Origin of the sequence: Caballeronia sp. LZ008 (genome assembly GCF_031451435.1) — a bacterium.
Lineage (GTDB): Bacteria > Pseudomonadota > Gammaproteobacteria > Burkholderiales > Burkholderiaceae > Caballeronia > Caballeronia zhejiangensis.
Genome location: NZ_JARUXK010000002.1, coordinates 347999 through 368887, shown reverse-complemented (window position 1 = coordinate 368887; position 20889 = coordinate 347999). Strand labels below are relative to the sequence as shown.

Here is a 20889-nt window from a genome sequence, read left to right as displayed (position 1 = left end):
CACGGAGCATCCGGTTTTGTTCGATCTCACGTCGCTGGCTCTCTTTCTGCGCGCCGTCGAAATGGGCAGCCTGTCCAAGGCGGCGCAGCAATCGCATATGTCGCTATCGACGGCGAGCCGGCGCATCGCGCTGCTCGAACATCACTTTCGCGTGGGGCTTCTGAATCGCACGTCGGCGGGTGTCGAGCCCACGCCGGCCGGCGAAGCGCTCGCGCGTCACGCCACGGAACTGCTGCTCAGGACCGACGCGATCTATAGCGAGCTATCCGATTACACGAAAGGCTCCGTCGGCCGCGTGCGCGTGTTCGCCAATATCTCCGCGATCAGCCAGGACTTGCCCGATCATCTGCGTGCGTTCTCCCAGCGCTATCAGGACATCAAGCTGCATATCAGCGAATTGCGCAGCATGGACATTCTTCAGGCGCTGCGCGAAGGGCGCGCGGATGTCGGCGTGGTGACGTCGCAGAGCGGCATGGAAGGCATTCGCCTCGCGCCGTATTGCACGGATCGCATCAGCGTCGTCGTGCCCGAAGATCACGTTCTGCAAGGCGATCAGATCGATTTCGCCGCGCTGCTCGAGCACGATATCGTCGGTCTGGACGATAAGGCCGAAGTCACGCGCATGCTCGTCAAGGAAGCCGCGCTCGCGGGCCGCGCGATCCGCTTTCGCGTACAGGTGCAAAGCTTCGAAGGCATGTGCAGGCTGATCGCGGCGGGGCAGGGCATCGGCGTGTTGCCCGAAGGCGCGGTGCGGCTCTTTCGCGAACCCATGCGTCTGCGCTTCATTCGCCTGACGAATCCGTGGGCCGAGCGCGTGATGTCGGTCGGCATACGCGTGGGCGCGGCGCCTTTGCCCGCGCGCAGGCTCTTCGATTATCTGAGCGGACTCGCGCCCGCATCGCTCGTCGCGCCCGGCGGGGAGCGCGCCGCAAGCTGAGCCCTTGCGGATATTCGAAGACTCCCGTTTCCGGATTCGCACTTCCGCAGCAACAACGCCTCCGCTAGATTTCCCCTCAGATCAAACGTCGAAAACTAGGAGACAGAGCGCAATGGCAACGACACATCACATCGCCGTCATTCCGGGCGATGGCATCGGCAAGGAAGTCATGGTCGAAGGGCTGCGCGTGCTGAAGGCCGCCGCCGCGCGCTACGACATCGCGCTCGATTTCGACGAGTTCGCATCATGGTGCACCGAGCATTACGTCCAGCACGGCACGATGATGCCCGCCGACTGGGACAAGCAGATCGGCAAGCACGACGCGATCTTCTTCGGCGCGGTCGGCACGCCCGACATCGTGCCGGACCATACGGCGGTGTGGGAATCGATCATCAGGATTCGCCGCGAGTTCGATCAATACGTGAACCTGCGTCCCGTGCGGCTGATGCCTGGCGTGCCTTCGCCGCTCGCCAATCGCAAGCCCGGCGACATCGACTTTCTGGTCGTGCGCGAGAACACCGAAGGCGAGTATTCGTCGGTCGGCGGACGCATGTTCGAAGGCACCGAGCGCGAGTTCGCGACGCAGCAGGCGGTCTTCACGCGCACGGGCGTCGATCGCATTCTCGACTTCGCGTTCAAGCTCGCGCGGAGCCGTCCGAAGCAGCAGCTCACCGCCGCGACCAAATCGAACGGCATCTCCATCACGATGCCGTACTGGGACGAGCGCCTTGCCGAAGCGGCGAAGCGCTATCCGGACATCGCGACGAACAAGTTTCACATCGACATTCTGTGCGCCCATTTCGTGCAGCATCCTGACCGTTTCGATGTCGTGGTCGCGTCGAATCTCTTCGGCGACATTCTTTCCGATCTCGGTCCCGCATGCACGGGCACCATCGGCATCGCGCCTTCGGCGAACCTGAATCCCGAGCGGCGCTTTCCATCGCTCTTCGAGCCGGTACATGGATCGGCACCCGATATCGCGGGCAAGGGCATCGCCAATCCGATCGGGCAGATCTGGTCGGCCGCGCTGATGCTCCAGCATCTCGGACGCGGCGACGCGCGCTACGAAGCGGCGGCGAAGACCATCCTGTCGGCCATCGAAAGCGTGCTCGAAAACGGCCCGCGCACGCCCGACATGGGCGGCACGGCGAACACCATCGAAGTCGGCAAGGCGATCGCCGAAGCCGTCACCGAACATGCACTGATCACGGAGTAAGCATGGATTACCGTCACTTCATCGGCAACGCGTGGAAAGCGGGCGACAACGGCGAATCGCTCGATGTCATCGATCCGAGCACCGGCGAGCCGTTCGCGGCGATCGCACGCGGCAACGCCGCCGATATCGCCACGGCTGTCCACGCAGCGCGCAGCGCAATGGGCGATGCGCTCGACGGTCCGTGGGCGAAGCTCTCGCCTGTCGAGCGCTCGAACCTGCTGTTCGCCTATGCGAACGCCGTTCTCGACCACGCCGACGAACTCGCGCAACTCGAAGCGCGCGACACCGGCAAGGCGCTCAAGACCGCGCGCACCGATGCGGCCGTGCTCGCGCGCTATCTGCAGTATTACGCGGGTTGCGTCGACAAGCTGCACGGCGAAACGCTGCCCTATACGACCGGCTTTACCGTGCTGACGGTACGCGAGCCGATCGGCGTGACGGGCCACATCATTCCGTGGAATTACCCGATGCAGATCTACGGCCGCAGCGTCGGCGCGTCGCTCGCGGCGGGCAATGCGTGCGTCGTGAAGCCCGCGGAGGACGCGAGTCTGTCGATCCTGCGGCTCGCAGAAATTGCCGCCGACGTCGGCTTTCCGGCTGGCGCGATCAACGTCGTCACCGGACTCGGCAGCGAGGCGGGCGCGGCGCTGTCGGCGAACGAAGGCATCGGTCATATCTCGTTCACCGGCTCGACCGCGACGGGCGCGCTCGTCGGACGCACGGCGGCGGAACGTCATTGCCCGAGCGTGCTCGAACTCGGCGGCAAGTCACCGCAACTCGTTTTCGACGATGCCGATCTCGACGAAGCCGTGCCCGTGATCCAGAACGCGATCGTGCAGAACGCCGGACAAACGTGTTCGGCGGGCAGCCGTCTGCTGGTTCAGCGCGGCATCTACGAAACCGTGATCGAACGTCTCGCGCAGCGTTTCGAAGCGCTGCGTTCCGGGCCGCCCGCGATGGACCTCGACATGGGCCCGCTCGTCAACGCGAAGCAACATGCGCGTGTGCGCAGCATCGTCGAGCAGGCGGAAGGCGAAGGCATACGCGTCGCGGCGCGCGGCAAGATCGTCGTGGAAGCGTCGCGCAATGGCTTCTTCCAGGAAGCGGTGCTGTTTCGCGACGTGCCGCCGCAAAGCCGGCTCGCGCAGGAGGAAGTCTTCGGCCCGGTGCTCGCGGTAATGCCCTTCGACGACGAAGCCGAAGCCGTGAAGCTCGCCAATGGCACGAACTACGGTCTCGTCGCGGGCGTGTGGACGCGTGACGGTTCGCGCGGCCTGCGACTCGCGCGCAAGCTGCAGGCGGGCCAGGTGTTCATCAACAACTATGGCGCGGGCGGCGGCGTCGAGTTGCCGTTCGGCGGCGTGAAGGCGAGCGGGCATGGACGCGAGAAGGGCTTCGAAGCGCTGTACGGCTTCACGAGCCTGAAGACCATCGCGATCAGGCACGGCTGAGTCTCGCGCGGGTTCACATCATCATGGCGACTCTCAACATCATCGGCGCGGGGCGGGTCGGCGCGACGCTCGGCAATCTGATCGTCGCGAACCGCGTGCTCGATATCGGCGATGTATGCGACAGCGATCTCGCGCATGCGCATGAAGCGGTCGATTTCATCGGCGCGGGCCGGGCGCTCGACGACATCGCCGCGATGCATCCCGCGGATATCTGGCTGCTCTCGGTGCCCGATGCACGCATCGCGGACGTAGCGCAAGCGCTTGCAGCGCATCGCAAGCATGATGCGCCGACGATTGCCGTGCATTGCAGCGGCGCGCTCGACGCCGACACGCTCGCGCCCTTGCGCGCGCTCGGCTGGAGCGTGGCGAGCGCGCATCCGATGCTGAGCTTCGCGAAGCCCGGCACGGCCGTGTTCCAGTTCGAAGGCACGCCATGCGGACTCGAAGGCGATCGCGCCGCCCGCGATGCATGGAGCGAGATTCTCGCGGCCATCGGCGCGCGCTGCTTCGATATCGAGCCGGGCAGCAAGGCGCTTTATCACGCGGCGGCGGTCGTCGCATCGAACTTTCTGCCGATACTGGCGGCGATGTCCGTCGAGATGTGGCAGGCGGCCGGCATTCCGCAAGCGCTCATCGAAGACATGATGCACACGCTCACGCGCAATGCCGCCACCAACGTCGTTTCGCTCGGGCCGAAGGATGCGTTGACCGGTCCGGCGGCGCGCGGCGATCGCGCGGTCGTGGAAGTGCAATCGCAGGCGATCGGCGCGTGGGACACGGTATCGCGCGATGCCTACGACGCGCTCTCGACGCTCGCCACGCGCCTCGCGCTGACGGGCAAGGTGCGAGGGTAATTGGCGCGATCAAACAGCGAAATCCGTCGAACTCGATGACTCACGCCACGCGTCCGTTTCGGCTTCGACATGCGCGTTCTTCTCCGCGATGGGCTTCAGCGTGTCGGTGCCGAGCGCGAGGCGCAGCGGCGGCGTTGCGCATCGGCGAGCGTGATGAGCGGCGTGCGGTCATTGATCAGGGGATATCGCCGCAAGCCACAGCGCCTGTTGCAGAGCGTCGAACCGGCGCTTGCGATGCTCACGTCTGCCATCGCGGATGCGAAGAACGCGAAGGAAGAGATCGCCGGGCCGTTGCGCATCAGCGCGCCGAAAGCGCTCGGTATTTTTTCGCCGTCGCGCATATCCGCGAAGGACGTCTCGTACCCTTGCTCACGCGTCAAATGACGCAGCGCGAATCGATCTACATCTACTATCGGCATCGAACGGAGCGGCCGCTTCGCGTGCGAACGTTCATCGACTTCATGATCGCAAAGCTCGCGGGAAACGCCGATTTCTGCCTTACGCCGACGCGATTGCGCGCGCTAGCGGAATGAGCGGCCCGATTCCCTGCGATATCGCGAAGCGCCGATTAGAATCCATCTTGCCTTTGCATCCTCCATTTCACGCAAGCTACCGGAGCCACGCAATGAAGATGATCAATGCGCTCAGATTTGCCGCCGTTGCATCAGCGATAGCCTTTTCCGTCAACGTATGGTCGCAGACCAGCGATGCGGGATCGACCCAGTCCGCGACGCCTTCGGCGAGCGCGGGAAGCTCCAAATCGACGGCGCGCAAAGCCAACCGCGCGCTCAGCAAGAAGGTGTCTCAGGCATTGCAAAAAGGCGGCATCGACACGAACGGCATGAATGTGATCGCCAAGAACGGCGCGATCACGCTCGCCGGTCACGCAGCCGATGGCGAGCAGATCGACCAGGCGGCGTCGATCGCGAAAGGCGTGGACGGCGTGAAGTCGGTGAAGAATGTTCTGACGATTCAGGAAGGCGGGCAGTAACGCACTGCTTCTGAGCGCGCGCTCGCGCATGTCATGAACTCGTTCCTGGATGTCGGCGATCGCGAACGGCAACGCCTGCCGTTTCGCGAATCGCTGCTCGCGATGCTCGGCATCGCGTTCGTCACGATGCTCGTCGCGCTCGATCAGACCATCGTCGGGACCGCGATGCCGCGCATCGTCGCCGAACTCAAGGGCTTCGATCTGTACGCGTGGGTCGCGACGTCGTACATGCTCGCGTCCGTCATCACGATTCCGATCTTCGGGCGGCTCGGCGACCTTTACGGACGAAAGCCGTTTCTGCTCGCGGCGATCGTGCTGTTCACGCTGGCGTCGGTGCTGTGCGGATTCGCCGACAGCATGCTGTTCCTGGTGATTGCGCGCGGCGTGCAGGGCATCGGCGGCGGCATTCTGCTCGGCACGGTGTTCGCCGCCGTCGCCGATCTCTTTCCCGATCCGAAGCTGCGTCTGCGCTGGCTCGTGCTCGTCACGTCGACGTTCGGCGTCGCCAACGTGATCGGCCCGACGCTCGGCGGCATGCTCACGCAGATGCGCGGCTGGCGGCTCGTGTTTTTCGTCAACGTGCCAATCGGCATCGTCTCGCTAATGTTCGTGCTGATGTTCGTGCCGAACCTGCATCATGCGAAGACGCGTGGACGGATTCAGCTCGACTGGCTCGGCGCGTGCGTCGTCGCGGTGACGCTCGGCGCATTGCAACTGCTGATCGAACTGCTGCCGAAAGAAGGCGTCTCGCGCACGACGATCGTGCTTGCGCTCGTCACGCTCCTGTTCGGCGCGACACTGTACTTCTGGGAAAAGCGCATGGGCTATCCCGTCGTGCCCGTCGACGTGCTGATGGACCGCAAGCTCGCCGCGCTTTTCGCGATCTCCGTGCTCGGCGGCTTCGCGCTCTTCTCGATGGCCTTCTACATTCCGCTGCTGTTTCAGGGCGGCTATGGCATGTCGCCGCACGATTCGGGCATGCTCATCACGCCGCTGCTGCTCGGCACGACCGTCGGCAGCATGATCAACAACCGCATCGTCACGCGCATCCCGCGTGCGAACGTGCTGATGTATGCGGGCTTCGCGCTTTCCGTGGCCGGCTGTCTCGCGCTCGTCTCGCTCGATGGTCACGAACCGCATGCCGTCTGGATGGCGTGCATGGGCGCGAGCGGACTCGGTCTCGGGCTCGTCGCGACGAATCTCACCATCTGCTCGCAACAGATCGTCGCGCGCGAGCAGATCGGCGCGGTCACGGCGTTGCTGCAATCGCTGCGCATTTTCGGCGGCATGCTGGGCACCGCGATCACCGGCGCGCTGCTCGGGCATCTCTATGCGCAAAACGTGCATCGTCCGCTCGATTCGTATCAGGCGACGCAGTGGCTCAAATCGTTCGCGAGCCCGGACCTGCTGATCGACCGTGCGGAACAGTCTGCGCTGATCGAACGCCTCGTCGCGGCGGGCCAAGCGGCCGATGCGATGACGATGATGCACTCGGCGCGCATGGCGCTCGTCGCGTCGATTCACGTCGGGCTCGTGGTCGCCGCGATGGCGGCGTTCGTCGGCCTCTGTCTCGCGTGGTTCGTGCCTGCGGTGCGCGTCGATTATGGCGATGCGAAAGGACAAAGCGCGTGACGTTTGCCGAACGACCATGCGAGAGTCCGATTATGACAAGAGGAGGTCGTGCCAATCGGTGTCAGCGTTTGCCGCCGAGCGCCTTCACAATTTGTCTCGTCGGATCGGTGGTCGCGAGTCGTGAAATTTGCGACATATGAACCCAGCGGCAGCGAGAGATTTCATTGCTCGCGCGCGGCTTTGCGTTCTTCGGCACATCGCAGAAGAAGACGTGATGATGCTTCTGCCTTCCACGATGCTGAAACAGGAATTTCGCCGACTTGCCCGCGAGACGCGTTTCTTCCTTGAGTTCGCGAAGCGCGGCGTCCGAAAGATGCTCGCCTCGCTTGAGCATGCCGCCGGGCAGCGCCCACTTGGTGCGACGTCGCGCCACCAGAAGTATCCGGTTGCCCTTCCGACAAATGACGGTGGCTCGCTTCCTCAAACCGACTCCGTTATCTATAAGCTATGTCCTGTCAACGGACCCAGTGTACCCAACCGTTTTTTCATTGTGGAGCATCCGATGACAGCGGCATTTTCCGTATTGCGCATGAAGCAAGACATGTTCCGCTCGCCCCGCGCAGCGGGTATGCATGTTGCGTAACCGGGTCATTCGGTAACAGGGAGCGATCATGGACGATCGAATGCGCATCACGGCCGAAGCCAGATTCGGCGATCTCGCGTCGCCGCTGATCGACGAGGCGATGCAGCACGCTGCCACGCTCGACGGAAACACGGACCCGGAAGTGCTTCACAAGCTGCGTGTTGCGTTGCGCAGGCTGCGCACTTTGTTCTGGGCATACCGGCCTTTGCTGGACGAAGAATTCGATACGCGTCAGCGCGCGCTGTTCAGGTATCTCGCGACATCGGCGGGCAGCGCGCGGGACTGGGACATTCTGATCGAATTGCTGCATGAACTCGATGTCGAAGGATTCGACGAAACGGTGAAGGCGCATCGGGCTAACGTGCTCGCGACGAGCATCGAAAATCTCGCCAACGCGGACATGAAGCATGTGCTGCTGAGCGGATTGAAGGAAGCGAATCATCAGCTCAACACGGGACCGCAACGCGTGCCGGTCGAACGGTTCGCGAAGAAGCGCATCGGCGCGGCGCGCAGTCAGCTGAAGAAGCGCATCAAGCGGGCGTTGCGCGCGAAACAGTCGGACTATGCTGCGTATCACGAAGTGCGCAAGGCGGGAAAGAAGGTGCGTTATCTGATCGAGTTTTTCGAGCCGGATATCCCGGCGAAACTGCGCGCCGAGGTGAAGAGCCTCAAGCGGCTTCAAAAGCGCTTCGGCGCGTTGAACGATGTCGTTGCGAGCCGCGATTTGCTTTCGAATTCACGAGGCGAATTCGCCGACGATGCCAGCGAAAAGCACGCGTTACGTGCGCTGAAGGCGGAGCAGAAACATCGCTTCAAAGCTGCGAGAAAAGCGATTCGTTGATATCGTCGTGATCGCATATCGGCCGAAAGGATGTTGTCATCATGGCGCGCAACGAATACGTTGTCTTCAAGGGCACGGTCAAGCTCGGCGTCCCCTTTCTTCAGGGCTATAAGGGCGATCCGCATTACGTGATCGTCAGCGAGGACGCGAACGGCAAGCCATTCGACATCGTCACCAACGTGAAATCCGATAGCTCGCTGACGGGGCCAGCGGGTTATCTCGTGCTGTATGTCTGGAATCGATACTTCGATCATCCGATGACGGCCGATCTCGACAAGCTGTCGGCGGGTGTGTCGACAGCGAACTTCCCGAAGCTCGATTACGTGCACGATTCGCGACTCGTCGATCTCGACGCGATGCGCCCGATCCCGCTCGACACCAAGGACGAGAAGAACGATATCAATGCGCTTCTCAACGAGATGCTGCAACTGGACATGTCGGCGAACGGCGTCGATTACGTCTATGAAACGCCGAGCTATAGCGACGATCGCCTCGGATGGAAGCCGACGAAAGACGTGACCGTCTATGGCTTTGGCTTCCTGTTCGAGCCGGGGAAGGACGGGCTGCACGAGACACATATGAATCAGGGCAACCCGAAGCCGGGCAAGGGCACGCATGTCAAGGACCACTCGAACGAGAACGGCGTGTTTCAGGACGGCGCGGTCATGATCGAAGTGGACGGCAAGTTTCAGGCGCTGTTCGTCGCGTTCCAGACGCAGCTCGTGCCGACCGACAGCCGTGGCCGCCCGATACCGGGCCAGTCGCATCCCATCCTGCATGGCAAGACGTGATCGATCGCGCGGGAAACGCGCAGGTTGACGTACGCGCGACGAGGGCTTTGAGCCGATTCGCGCGATGACAGGCACAATACGATGAATCCCCATCCGGATTGGCCCGCAGAGGCCGCCGGCCTTCGCTCATTCGTCGTTGTCATGAACCACGCTCATCCTTCGAAGAATACCCCGCAATTCCTGCTGTTTCTGGTTTGCCTGTTCGCGTCGGCGGGGCAGCTCGCCATCGATATCTACGTGCCCGCATTGCCCGCGATGGCGCGTTACTTCGCCACGTCGCCCCAGGCGATCCAGTCGAGCGTCTCCGGCTACATGGCGGCGTATGCGATCGGTCAACTGGTCTTCGGCCCCATCGCCGATGCGTACGGGCGCAAAAAAGTGCTGGCGTTCGGGCTCGTCGTCTTCACGCTCGGCTGCTTACTGTCGCTCGCGGCGACGAACCTCGAAACCTTCCTGCTCGCGCGGTGCCTGCAAGGCTTCGGCATCGCGGCGACCAACCTGCTCGCGAAGGCGATCATCACCGATTCGTTCAAGGGCCTGGCGCTGCTGCACGCGTTCACCTATATGTCGATCGCGTGGGGGCTCGCGCCGATCGTCGCGCCCGTGATCGGCGCGCACTTGCAGGAATGGTTCGGCTGGAAGTCGTGCCTCGTCTTTCTGCTCATCTATTCGATCGTGATGTGGACGCTCATATGGCGCTATCGCGAGACCTTGCAGAAGCCGGTGCATCTCGCGCCGCGCACGCTGTTCACGAATGCGGGCAAGGTGTTGTCGAGCCGCGTTTTCCAGAGCTGTTTTCTCGCGCAAGGGCTGTGCTACAGCATCCTGCTCGTATTCAACATCGTCGGCCCCTTCATGGTGCAGAACACGCTGCACAAGCCGCCGACGTACTTCGGCTATCTCGCGCTCGCCATCGGCATGATGTATTTCCTCGGCGGGCTGTCGAACCGCGTGCATGGCGCGCGTCTGCCGAGCGCGGAGCAACGGCTGCGCATCGGCGCGCGCGTGATGGCGGGCGCATCGGTCGTCATGCTGCTGCTCTCGCTGACGGTCGGCCTCACCGTATGGACGTTGTCCGCGCCGGTGCTCGTGATGGGCTTCTGCGCCGGCGCGATGTACCCGACGCTGATGGCAAAGGGCAATTCGCTCTTTCCGCATATCGCGGGCCTTACCGCGGCGATTCTCGGCTGCTCGCTCTTGCTCGTGTCGTCGGTGATGATGGGTCTCGCGGGCTTCGTGTCGGTGCAGATTCTCACGCCCCTCGCGGCGTTCTTCGTGATTCTCGCGTTCACCGTCGTCGCGATGGTGACGTTGCTGCTGCGCCATCTGGAGCAGTCGCAGGCCACGGGCACCGTGCGGGAAGGCGTCGACGCAGCCTGATGCGCCAAAGCGGTGCGGCCTGCAATGCATTGCAGAAAAGCTTGTTTGTCCAAGTCTTTTTGAAGGCTTAGATTCGAGCTGTTCATGCATCGAGGAGGCGAGCCATGCCGCACTTCCTGACTCACTACTGGCAGGCGCTTTCGGGCCCTTCGCAGCGTGCGCGTGAGCGTTCGGCCAACGACGCGCACGCCGCGAGCGAAACCACGCGCGCCGAGCAGCTCGAGCACATTTCCGTCTACGCGCGCGCGGGATATTTCAACATGGGCTATACCGTGGATGCGTTTCAGTTGCCCGGAGAATCGCCGCTGCACTGAAGCGCACGAACGAGACTCACCGCGCGGCGCGCATCGACAGGCCGTTCAGCAGCCGTTGCAACTCGTCGATATTGAAAGGCTTCGCGAGTATGGTGAAGCCGGTGCGGCGCGCCTCGTCGAGCTGATCGGCGTAACCCGTCATCAGCGTGACCGGCTGATTCGGGCGCGTCGACTTGATCCATTCCGCGAGCTTGATGCCGTCGTAACTACCGGGCATCTGGATGTCGGAAAGCACGAGATCGAATTCATCGCCGGCTTCGAGCATCTGTCTCGCGGCATCGCCTGACGATGCGTGGCGCGCTTGCCAGCCGAGCACGTCGATCACGGCGCACAGGCCCGCCGCGACTTCCTCGTTGTCTTCGACGATCAGCACGGTGGACGATGGCGCTTCGCGATCGACGGTCTCCACAGGCGGCGCATCCGCAGGCGCATCGACTTCGCCGGTCCAGTGCGGCAGATAGATGTCGACTGTCGTGCCGAAGCCCCATGCAGAATTCACGCGCGCCGTGCCGCCCGCCTGCTCGGACATCGCGAGCACTTGCGCGAGTCCGAGCCCTGTCCCGGCGCCCGCGCCCTTGGTGGTGAAAAGCGGTTCGAACGCTTGTTTTGCGACGTCGGTGCGCATGCCGACGCCGCTGTCCTTGCACGAGATCACGACGTATTCGCCGGCGCCGAGACCTTCATGCGTAGACGTAAAACGCACGTTGTTGCACTCGATGCGAAAGTCGCCGCCGTGAGGCATCGCGTCCTTCGCATTCACGGCGATGTTGATGAGCGCCGAGGTCAGCTCCGTCGCATCGACGCGCACGGTCCACGTCGATGGCGGCACGCGCGAGCCGAACGTGACCTTGTCGCCCACCGACGCGCGCACGAGCGGCTCGGAGTCCATCATCCAGCGATCGAGGCGGATGACCTGCATCTGAAGCGGCTGACGTCGCGCGACGCTCAGCAGGCGGCGTGCGAGCGATTGCGCATTCTTCGATGCGCGCTCGACCGCCGCGACTTCCTTCTCGAGGCCGTTGAAGCCCTTGCGCCGCGCCAGTTCCATGTTCGACGTGACGACCATCAGCAGGTTATTGAAGTCGTGCGCGACGCTCGCGACGAGATTGCCGAGCGCGCCCATGCGTTGAAGCCGCCGCGTGGCCGCGACGGCCGAGCGGCGCAGCGCAAGTTCGCCGCGCCAGTTGTGCCATGCCGCTTCTTCCGCTTTGAGGCGTCGCAGCGAGAAGCCGATCAGCACCCACAGCGCGATGCACGGAATCAGTGCGATCGACGCGATCGATACATCGCGCCGCCACCATGCGAGGCGCACGTCATGAATCGAAAAGCCCGCCGCCGCGTAGACGGGATAGTCGCCGACACGCCGCCACGCCGCGAGCTTTTCATCGTTGTCGAGCGGCGATATGTAACGCATCAGACCCGTGGGCTTGCCTTGCGCGAATGCGCTCGCCAGCACCGAATGGCGATCGGGCGCATTGGGCGCGGACGCTGGCGGAAAACGCGCGAGCACGGCGCCGTCGTCGCGATGTAGCGCGAGCGTGAGCGCGGGATCGCTCACAATGAGTTCGCGATAGAAATCGAACAGATAGTCGCGCCGCACGGCAATCGCGATTTCGCCGAGAAAGCGGCCGTCTTTCGCATAGCGTGCGCTCAGCGTGTTGACGATGTCCGTGTTCTTCACGCGCCCGCGCTCGGGCATGGAAACATGAAAGCTCGAATGCGTATCGCGCGTCGCGATGAAATCCGCACGATCGCTGACGGACACATCGGGCGCGGGAAAAAAGCGGCTGCTGAGCACGAGCCTGCCGCGACTGTCGAGCACGGAGAGCGCCGCGATCTGTTCATGAGCCGCGGCGAGACGCGCGAGCTTGTCGTGCAGCTCCGACTGGCTGCGCGCGATGAAATCCGCGTCGCCGCTGCCGAGCATCTCGTCGATGCGCGAGATCAGTTCGCGGTTGATGCTGAAAACGGTGTTGGCCTTTTCGTCGACGATACGCACGAGCCGTTCGAGCGACTCGCCGGTTTCGGCGAATGTGCGTCCGTAAGTGTAGTAACCGTACAGGCAGAAAAATGCGAAGGGAATGACGATCGACGCAACGAGTGCAGCGAAGAGCCGTCTGCGCGCCGCGCGAAAGTCGAGCGGTGGCAGAGAGGGCAGGGTCTCTGCGGTGCCTGAAGCGGAGTGTTCTTCAGATTCGTTCATGGCGCGTTGCAAGGCGTGCGCGAGCGCCGAAACGCTCGTTTCGATGGTAGCACGCAGGTCTGTCATCGCCATGCATGAGTGCGCATCGGTCGTCGCGCAATCAGGCTGTGGTATAAGCACCGCATGCGCGCGCCCGCTCGGGCGCGCAACGAACGTAACAGGAGCATGCAGTGAGAAGGACCGCCGAAAACAAGCTGAAGGTGGTCGCAGTGCGGGTCGATCCACAATTCGAACAACGGCTGCGACTTCTGGCGGAAGTGACGGGGCGCAAGCAATCGTTCTTCCTCCAGCAGATGATCGAGAACGGCATCGGCGCAATGGAAGAAACCTGGCTGCCGCCGGACGTGCTCGAACAAGTGAGGAGCGGTGCGTTGCCGCCGTTGCAGCAGGATCGCGTCTCGACCGCGGACCTCTTCGGCGATCAGGCCGATGAATGATCGATGATGGCGACGCCCCGATCGCGCTTCATCGCGCATGACGCGACATGCGAAGACGATGTGCTCGCGCGCATCGTCTTCGGTGCGGCGAGCGGCGGGCCGTGCATCGAAAGCGGTGTGCCGACGCTGCGCCTCGCGATGTGCGACGACTCTCACGACGGCTTCGCCGAAATCTGGACAGGCAACGGGCCGATCCGCAGCGGACGCTTCAACGATCTCGTCTTCGCGCACGACGACGAGTTTCTCTTTTGCGCGGGCTTCATCGCGTCGTCCGGCCGCTATACCGAAGCCACGCGACAAGCGTATGGCGATGCGTTCGCGCTCGTCGGCGAGCTGGACTTCCCGAAGATTTTCCGCATGTGGAATTTCATCCCGCACATCAACGGGGCGAATCGGGAAGGGCTCGAGGTGTATCGCGATTTCTGCCGTGGACGCGCCATCGCGTTCGAGCAGGATTACACGGGCGCATCGGGTATGCCGGCGGCGACCGGCATCGGCACGTCGGGCGATGGCGTCGGCTTCTATTTTCTGGCGTGCCGCGCAAATTCGCCGCGGCATATCGAGAACTCGCGACAGACGCCCGCGTATGAATATCCGCAGCGATACGGTCCGAAGTCGCCGAGCTTCGCGCGCGGCACCTTGTTGGACGATACGTTGTACGTCTCGGGCACCGCGAGCATTCTCGGACACGAGACCGTGCACGAAGGCGATCTCGACAAGCAATGGCATGTCGCGATCGGCAATATCGCGCATCTGATCGGCATCGAGAATCTCGAAGCGCAGGACGTGAGCGGCGGCTATACGCTGCGCGACCTCGATCAGATCAAGGTGTATTACCGTCATGCGGCGGACTTGCCGCGCGTGATGAAACTCGCGCAGACCGCGTTTCATGCGGATGCGAACATCCGCTATGTCAAGGCCGATATCTGCCGCGCCGATTTGCTCGTCGAGATCGAGGGCATTGCTTCATATCGTCGTCGATCAGACTGACGCCGATTGCCTGAGCGTCTTCACGAGGAGGCTATACAGGCCGTCCACCGCTTTGGAGCCGCGCGAATCGCGACTGCGATAGACAGCGACTTCCATCGGTTCGAGCGGACCCAGGCCTTCATCGTTGCCCAGAATGCGGAGATGGTCCGGCGCGCTGCATTGCGTCAGCACCGCGACCGCGAGACCGCTGTCGACGGCGGCAATCTGCCCGGCCAGACTCGAACTGTTGTAGACCACCTTGTAGCGGCGGCCTTGCTGCGCGAGCGAATGAATCGCGCTGCGCCGCGCGAGGCTCGCGCTTTCATAGACGGCGATCGGCAACGGATCGCGTCTCCATAATTCGAATTGCGCCGCGCCGACCCAGACCATCGGCTCATGGAACAGCAGCGTGCCGCGCCGGCCGTGATCGCGCGATACGAGCGCGATATCGAGCTCGCTATTCGCGATGCGCGGAATCAGCGATGTCGATTGCTCGCAGATCAACTCGATCTCGACGCCGCTGTGCCGCGGCGCAAAGCGCTTCAGCACGGGTGTCAGATATTTGGCCGCGTAGTCGTCGGGCACGCCGAGGCGCACGCGGCCGGTGAGTTGCTCGCCCTGAAGCGCGACCTGCGCCTCGGCATGCAGATCGAGAATGCGCCGTGCATAGCCGAGCAGCGTTTGCCCGTCGTGAGTCAGTTCGAGCGCGCGCGAGCCGCGTTCGATGAGCCGCAATCCGAGCGCGCTTTCGAGCTTCTTCAATTGCATGCTCACCGCCGATTGCGAACGATGCACTTCGCCCGCCGCGCTCGACAGCGAACCCGCATCGACGACGGCGACGAAGCACTTGAGCCAGTCCATCTGCAAATCGTGTTGTTTCATGGGTCTGATCGGCGATTTCGAAAATCGAATGGACGATCTTCGAATTATGCGCTTTTCGTTCTATCGATCGCGGCACACACTTGGGGCATGAACACGAACGCGTCATCCTCTTCCCGTACAACCGCGCGCAGTGAAGCACGATCTGCGGCAGGCGCGTTGCCCTTTATCGTCGGCTGCGCGCTGCTCGGCACGATCGGTGTTTTCCTGCACGAAGCGAATGCCGATCCGCTGACCGCGACATGGTTTCGCTGCGCTTTCGGGCTTCTGGGCATGAGCGCGTGGCTCATCTCGCGCGGACAGACCCGCTTTCTGCGCCTCACGCGCAGCAACGTTCTTTGGGTGCTCGCGGCGAGCCTGCTGATGGTGTCGAGCTGGGCGCTCTTCTTCAGCGCGGTCGAGCGCATATCGGCGGGCGTCGCCATCGTTCTGTTTCATGTGCAGCCGATGTGGGTGCTGCTATTCGCATCGTTGTGGCTCAAAGAGGCGATCGGCGGGCAGCGCGTCATGGCCGTGGCAGTCGCGATGTGCGGACTCGTGCTCGCGACGGGCATCGCCGGACACGCGTCGGACGGCTCTCTGCGGCCCGCGTACTGGACGGGCGTGGCCGCATGTCTGGCCGGTTCGCTGTGCATGGCGGGCGTGACGATCATCGCGCGACGGCTGCGCGATCTGCCTGCGGGCGTGCTCGCGTGGTGGCAGTGCGCCATCGGCACGCTGTCGTTATGGATCTGGCCGATGCAGCACGGGTGGCCCGCATGGGGCATGTCGTGGGCGTGGCTCGCGGGCCTCGGGCTGATTCACACGGGCTTTGCGTACACACTGATGTATATCGGCATGGCGCGGCTCGACACCGCGCGCGTCGCCGTGCTTCAGTTCGTCTACCCGGCGGTGGCCATCGTCATCGACTGGCTGGTTTTCGATCAGCGTTTGAGCGGCGCGCAGATGACGGGCATTGCGTTGATGTCGGTGGCGATAGGCTTTGCGGAGCGCGTCCGCAAGGCGTGACGCAGATGCTTCAATGACGCCCGCGCCCCGCCATTCGCGCGCGGTCGAGCATGAACTCGATGAACGCCAGCGTCGCGCGCGTGTGATGCCGGTTCGGCATGTAGAGCATGTACATGTGCGTGCCGAAGATGCTGAGCCGCCATTCGTCGAGCGCGGTGACGATCGCGCCGCGCCGCATGTCTTCCGACACGACGTAATCCGGCACGATGCCGACGCCGAGACCCGCGAGGATCGCATCGCGCAAAAACAGGAAGTTCTCGGAGATGAGGCTCGGTTCGAGGAGCACTTCGTGACGTTCATCGTCGAGATAGGCGGCGACGCGCGTCTGCTTGCCGACGACCGTCGCGGTGATCACCGGCACGACGCCCAGTTGCTCGAGCCGCGTGGGCATGCCGTGCGTTTCGGCATACGCGGACGATGCACACGCGACGTACCGCACCGGCCCCATGTCGCGCGCAACGAGACTCGGCGGCGGCTCGGGCATCACGCGCACGGCGATATCGACTTCGTCGCGCAGCAGGTCTTCGACGCGGTTTTCGAACATCACGTCGAGCACGATATCCGGGTACTCGCGCTTGAACGCGATCAGCCATTCCGACATCACGAGCTGTCCATAACCGCTCGGCACCGATAACCTCACGCGCCCCTGCAATCCTTGCCCGAGCGTCGATACCGATTCCTGCGCCGCGAAAAGCGCGTTGCGGATCGAACGGCCGTGCTCGTAGAGCTTGAGGCCGAGCTCGGTCGGCTCGACGCGTCGCGTGGTTCGCCGCACGAGCTGCAGGCCGACGGACTTTTCGAGCTGATTCAGGTGATAGCTGACATTCGCGCGCGTCATCTTGAGGCGGCGCGCCGCTTCGCTCAGATTGCCCGCATCGAGGATTTCGACCAGCAGCGTCAGTTCGTTGACGTCCACGGCATGGTTCGATTGTCAAAAGAGATTTGACAGTCTGTCAATCGAGCCTGTGATTGTCAAGGATGCCTGTCCCCGCGAGAATGCTTCCACGTAAAACAGGAACATCGACTCAGGAGACTTCATCCATGACGCTTTCGAGCGCGCCCGAAACCGCATCCGCGGTTCAACACGAATTGCGCGGCAGCGTTATTGTCGTGACGATCGATCATGCGCCCGTCAACGCACTCAACGCTGCCGTGCGGCGCGGTCTCATCGATGCAATCGAAGCCGCCGATGCAGATGCCTCCGTGCGCGCGGTGCTGATCGTCGGCGCGGGCCGGAACTTCATCGCGGGCGCGGACATTCGCGAGTTCGGCAAGCCCGCCGTGCCGCCGTCGCTGCCGGACGTGTGCAACCGCATCGAGCGTTGCGAGAAGCCCGTCGTCGCGGCGATACACGGCGCGGCGCTTGGCGGCGGACTCGAAGTCGCGCTGGCGTCGCATTACCGGATCGCGGTCGCCGGCGCGAAGCTCGGCCTGCCCGAAGTGCAACTGGGACTCTTGCCGGGCGCGGGCGGCACGCAGCGCTCGGCGCGTCTGATCGGCGCACAGGCCGCGTTGTCGATGATGTTGAGCGGCCGTCACATCGGCGCGGAGGAAGCGCTGCGTCTGGGTCTCGTCGACCGCGTCGGCCAGAGCGACGACGTGTTCGCCGAAGGCCTGGCATTCGCGCACGAACTCATCGCGACGAAGGCCGCGCCGCGCCGCACGAAGAACGCGCGCGGACTCGCGGACAAGGAAGCGAGCGTGGCAGCGATCGCCGCCGCGCGCGCCGAGACGCAGAAGAAGTCGCGCGGATTGCTGTCGCCGCTGAAGATCGTCGATTGCGTGGAAGCGGCGTTGAATCTGCCCTTCGACGAAGGCTTGCGCTTCGAACGCGAGCAATTCCTCGAATGCCGCGAGAGCCCGCAACGCGCGGGTCTCGTGCATGCGTTCTTCGTCGAACGCGAAACGCAGAAGTCGCCCGAAACGCGCGACGCACAGCCGCGCGCGCTCGATCGCATCGGTGTGATCGGCGGCGGCACGATGGGTGCGGGCATCGCCGTCGCGCTGCTCGACGCGGGTCTTGCCGTGACGATGATCGAGCGCGACGAAGCCTCGCTCGAACGCGGAAGCGCGCATGTCGAGAAGGTGTACGACGCGCTGATCGCGAAGGGCCGCCTGACGCACGAAGCGAAAACACGCGCGCTGCAACGCTTTCACGGCGACACGAAATACGACGCGCTCGCCGATGCCGATCTCGTCATCGAAGCCGTGTTCGAGGACATGGCCGCGAAGAAGGCCGTGTTCGCGCAACTCGATCGCGTGTGCAAGCCGGGCGCGGTGCTCGCGACGAACACGTCGTATCTCGACATCGACGAGATCGCGGCGAGCATCTCGCGTCCGCAGGACGTGCTCGGGCTGCACTTCTTTTCGCCCGCGAACATCATGAAGCTGCTCGAAGTGGTCGTGCCCGCGCGCGTGAGCGCCGATGTCGTTGCGACCGGTTTCGAACTCGCGAAGAAGCTGAAGAAGGTGGCGGTGCGTGCGGGCGTGTGCGATGGATTCATCGGCAATCGCATGCTCGCGGCGTATCGCGCGGCGGCGGATCATCTGATGGAAGACGGCGCGTCGCCGTATCAGATCGATCGGGCCGTGCGCGACTTCGGCTTTCCGATGGGACCGTATCAGGTCATCGATCTGGCTGGCGGCGATATCGGCTGGGCCGCGAGAAAGCGCCGCGCCGCGACGCGCGATTCGAACGCGCGTTACGTGCGTATCGGCGATGAACTGTGCGAGCGCGGCTGGTTCGGCCAGAAAACGGGACGCGGTTTCTATCGTTACGAAGACGGTGCGCGCACGGGCACGCCGGATGCGGAAGTCGAGTCGATCATCGATGCCGAGCGCGAGCGTGCGGGCGTCAAGCCGCGACCATTCACCGATGAGCAGATCGTGCGCCGCTACCTGGCCGCGATGATCAACGAGGGCGCGAATATCGTGCACGAAGGCATTGCGCAACGTCCGCTCGATGTCGATGCCACGTTGATGCACGGCTTCGGTTTCCCGCGCTATCGCGGTGGCCCGATGCATTATGCCGATACCGTGGGTCTCGACAACGTGCTCGCAGATATCCGCGCATTCGCGCAGGAAGATCCGCTCTTCTGGCGCGCGTCGCCGTTGATCGTCGATCTCGTGGCGCGCGGGAGGAATTTCGCGAGCCTGAATCAGACGGCCTGACGCGTGGCCTTTCAATCACTCATGGAATCGCAGTCATGGACTTGACATTCAACGCAGACGAAGAAGCCTTTCGCGCCGAAGTCCTAGCGTTTCTGCGCACATCGCTGCCAGAGCATGTTGCGCAGAAGGCGCGCACGGGCGAGCGCCTGACGCGCGACGACATGGCGCAATGGCACGCCACGCTCAACGCAAAAGGCTGGCTCGCGAATCACTGGCCGAAGGAGTATGGCGGCCCGGGCTGGACCGCGGTGCAGAAGTTCATCTTCGAGAACGAATGTGCGATTGCGGGCGCGCCGCGCATCGTGCCTTTCGGTGTGAACATGCTCGGGCCGGTGCTCATCAAATACGGGAGCGAGGCGCAGAAGCGTCACTGGCTGCCGCGTATTCTCGATGGCTCGGACTGGTGGTGTCAGGGCTATTCGGAGCCGGGCGCGGGTTCCGATCTCGCATCGGTGCGTACGACAGCCGTTCGCACGATGGAGAACGGCAGCGAGTATTACATCGTCAACGGACAAAAGACGTGGACCACGCTCGCGCACTTCGCGAACATGATCTTCTGTCTCGTGCGGACGTCGCAGGATGCGCGCAAGCAGGAAGGCATCAGCTTTCTGCTCATCGACATGAATACGCCGGGCGTCGACGTGCGTCCGATCATCACGCTCGACGGCGAGCACGAAGTCAACGAAGTGTTCTTCACGGACGTGCGCGTGCCCGTTGCGAATCTCGTCGGAGAGGAGAACAAGGGCTGGACGTATGCGAAGTATCTGCTGACCTACGAGCGCACGAACATCGCGGGCGTGGGCTTTTCAGTGGCCGCGCTGAGCCGGCTGAAGGCTGTTGCGGGCAAGGTGCAATGCAACGGCCGCGCGCTCATCGACGATCCTTTGTTCGCCGCGCGTCTCGCGCGTGTCGAGATCGATCTGGAGAACATGAAGACGACGAATCTGCGCGTGATCGCGGCGGTCGCGGGCGGCGGCGCGCCAGGCGCGGAAAGCTCGATGCTGAAGATTCGCGGCACGGAGATTCGCCAGGAAATCTCTTCGCTGATGCGTCGCGCGATGGGTCCGTACGCGCAGCCGTTGATAGACGAAGCATTCGAAGATGACAAGGATGCCGAAACATTGGATGCGGCGTCGGAGTACTTCAACAATCGCAAGCTGTCGATCTTCGGCGGCTCAAACGAAATACAGAAGAACATCATCTCGAAGATGATCCTCGGTCTTTAAAGGACG

19 protein-coding genes and 2 pseudogenes are annotated in these 20889 nt (G+C 63.3%); 16 read left to right on the top strand and 5 right to left on the bottom strand.

The genetic code is table 11. The features are described 5' to 3' along the window. Positions 1-16: 16 nt before the first annotated feature. The 4 genes from QCE49_RS16070 (at position 17) to QCE49_RS16055 (ending at position 4458) form a co-directional block, all read left to right on the top strand. Positions 17-937 carry a LysR family transcriptional regulator gene (locus tag QCE49_RS16070; protein ID WP_008347062.1) on the top strand — a complete coding sequence of 307 codons (921 nt, stop codon included), beginning with the start codon at positions 17-19 and terminating at the stop codon, positions 935-937. 112 nt (positions 938-1049) lie between these two features. Continuing rightward, the gene (locus tag QCE49_RS16065; RefSeq protein WP_250458283.1) at positions 1050-2153 is read left to right on the top strand and encodes a tartrate dehydrogenase; all 1104 of its coding nucleotides are present in this window, start codon (positions 1050-1052) and stop codon (positions 2151-2153) included. Positions 2154-2155: 2 nt separating this feature from the next. Beyond that, a complete protein-coding gene (locus tag QCE49_RS16060; RefSeq protein ID WP_250458282.1) occupies positions 2156-3604 on the top strand; it encodes an aldehyde dehydrogenase family protein in 1449 nt (482 codons plus the stop codon). A gap of 23 nt (positions 3605-3627) precedes the next feature. Next, entirely contained in the window at positions 3628-4458 is an 831-nt protein-coding gene (locus QCE49_RS16055) for a Rossmann-like and DUF2520 domain-containing protein (RefSeq protein ID WP_008347056.1), read from the top strand. Between the two features lie 9 nt (positions 4459-4467). Here the strand turns inward: QCE49_RS16055 and QCE49_RS16050 are convergent. Continuing rightward, a pseudogene (locus QCE49_RS16050) lies at positions 4468-4593 on the bottom strand (short-chain dehydrogenase/reductase); the annotation flags it as partial. A gap of 188 nt (positions 4594-4781) precedes the next feature. Here QCE49_RS16050 and QCE49_RS34550 point away from each other — a divergent pair. From QCE49_RS34550 to QCE49_RS16040, 3 genes and pseudogenes are all read left to right on the top strand, one after another. Then, a pseudogene (locus tag QCE49_RS34550) lies at positions 4782-4991 on the top strand (LysR family transcriptional regulator); the annotation flags it as partial. 92 nt (positions 4992-5083) lie between these two features. Next, positions 5084-5449 carry a BON domain-containing protein gene (locus tag QCE49_RS16045; protein WP_250437445.1) on the top strand — a complete coding sequence of 122 codons (366 nt, stop codon included), beginning with the start codon at positions 5084-5086 and terminating at the stop codon, positions 5447-5449. Positions 5450-5482: 33 nt separating this feature from the next. Continuing rightward, on the top strand, positions 5483-7081 hold the full coding sequence (locus QCE49_RS16040) for an MFS transporter (RefSeq protein WP_008347047.1): 1599 nt from the start codon (positions 5483-5485) through the stop codon (positions 7079-7081). A gap of 61 nt (positions 7082-7142) precedes the next feature. Here QCE49_RS16040 and QCE49_RS16035 read toward each other — a convergent pair whose 3' ends face one another. After that, the gene (locus QCE49_RS16035) at positions 7143-7505 is read right to left on the bottom strand and encodes an NUDIX domain-containing protein (RefSeq protein ID WP_309806158.1); all 363 of its coding nucleotides are present in this window, start codon (positions 7503-7505) and stop codon (positions 7143-7145) included. A gap of 187 nt (positions 7506-7692) precedes the next feature. Here QCE49_RS16035 and QCE49_RS16030 point away from each other — a divergent pair, with 187 nt between their 5' ends. The 4 genes from QCE49_RS16030 to QCE49_RS16015 all read left to right on the top strand — a co-directional run bounded on the left by QCE49_RS16030 (position 7693) and on the right by QCE49_RS16015 (position 10990). After that, a complete protein-coding gene (locus tag QCE49_RS16030; protein WP_250458280.1) occupies positions 7693-8505 on the top strand; it encodes a CHAD domain-containing protein in 813 nt (270 codons plus the stop codon). A 41-nt stretch (positions 8506-8546) separates the two neighbouring features. Next, on the top strand, positions 8547-9296 hold the full coding sequence (locus QCE49_RS16025; protein ID WP_034470221.1) for a DUF2278 family protein: 750 nt from the start codon (positions 8547-8549) through the stop codon (positions 9294-9296). A gap of 141 nt (positions 9297-9437) precedes the next feature. Beyond that, positions 9438-10676 (top strand): multidrug effflux MFS transporter, encoded by a 1239-nt coding sequence (locus QCE49_RS16020; RefSeq protein WP_250458279.1) that lies wholly within the window; start codon positions 9438-9440, stop codon positions 10674-10676. A gap of 104 nt (positions 10677-10780) precedes the next feature. Continuing rightward, positions 10781-10990, top strand: coding sequence for a hypothetical protein (locus QCE49_RS16015; protein ID WP_008347038.1), 210 nt, complete (start codon positions 10781-10783; stop codon positions 10988-10990). A gap of 16 nt (positions 10991-11006) precedes the next feature. Here the strand turns inward: QCE49_RS16015 and QCE49_RS16010 are convergent, their stop codons facing one another. Next, positions 11007-13193, bottom strand: coding sequence for a hybrid sensor histidine kinase/response regulator (locus tag QCE49_RS16010; RefSeq protein WP_250458278.1), 2187 nt, complete (start codon positions 13191-13193; stop codon positions 11007-11009). A 170-nt stretch (positions 13194-13363) separates the two neighbouring features. Here QCE49_RS16010 and QCE49_RS16005 point away from each other — a divergent pair, with 170 nt between their 5' ends. Both QCE49_RS16005 and QCE49_RS16000 read left to right on the top strand, forming a co-directional pair. Beyond that, positions 13364-13630, top strand: a complete 267-nt coding sequence (locus tag QCE49_RS16005) for a hypothetical protein (RefSeq protein WP_033536447.1) — start codon at positions 13364-13366, stop codon at positions 13628-13630. 6 nt (positions 13631-13636) lie between these two features. Continuing rightward, positions 13637-14620 (top strand): FkbO/Hyg5 family chorismatase, encoded by a 984-nt coding sequence (locus QCE49_RS16000; RefSeq protein ID WP_250482043.1) that lies wholly within the window; start codon positions 13637-13639, stop codon positions 14618-14620. On the opposite strand, the gene QCE49_RS15995 is transcribed toward QCE49_RS16000, so the two are convergent. Beyond that, complete coding sequence (locus tag QCE49_RS15995; RefSeq protein ID WP_250458276.1) at positions 14612-15481, bottom strand: LysR family transcriptional regulator; 870 nt, start codon at positions 15479-15481, stop codon at positions 14612-14614. The genes QCE49_RS16000 and QCE49_RS15995 overlap by 9 nt on opposite strands. Positions 15482-15637: 156 nt before the next feature. Between QCE49_RS15995 and QCE49_RS15990 the strand changes: the two genes are divergently transcribed. Then, a complete protein-coding gene (locus QCE49_RS15990; protein WP_250458275.1) occupies positions 15638-16486 on the top strand; it encodes a DMT family transporter in 849 nt (282 codons plus the stop codon). A gap of 10 nt (positions 16487-16496) precedes the next feature. Here QCE49_RS15990 and QCE49_RS15985 read toward each other — a convergent pair whose 3' ends face one another. Then, entirely contained in the window at positions 16497-17402 is a 906-nt protein-coding gene (locus tag QCE49_RS15985; RefSeq protein ID WP_175981409.1) for a LysR family transcriptional regulator, read from the bottom strand. Positions 17403-17527: 125 nt separating this feature from the next. Between QCE49_RS15985 and QCE49_RS15980 the strand changes: the two genes are divergently transcribed. Continuing rightward, positions 17528-19657 carry a 3-hydroxyacyl-CoA dehydrogenase NAD-binding domain-containing protein gene (locus tag QCE49_RS15980; protein WP_250458274.1) on the top strand — a complete coding sequence of 710 codons (2130 nt, stop codon included), beginning with the start codon at positions 17528-17530 and terminating at the stop codon, positions 19655-19657. Positions 19658-19692: 35 nt separating this feature from the next. Next, positions 19693-20883 carry an acyl-CoA dehydrogenase family protein gene (locus QCE49_RS15975; protein WP_250458269.1) on the top strand — a complete coding sequence of 397 codons (1191 nt, stop codon included), beginning with the start codon at positions 19693-19695 and terminating at the stop codon, positions 20881-20883. The last annotated feature ends 6 nt before the right edge of the window (positions 20884-20889 follow it).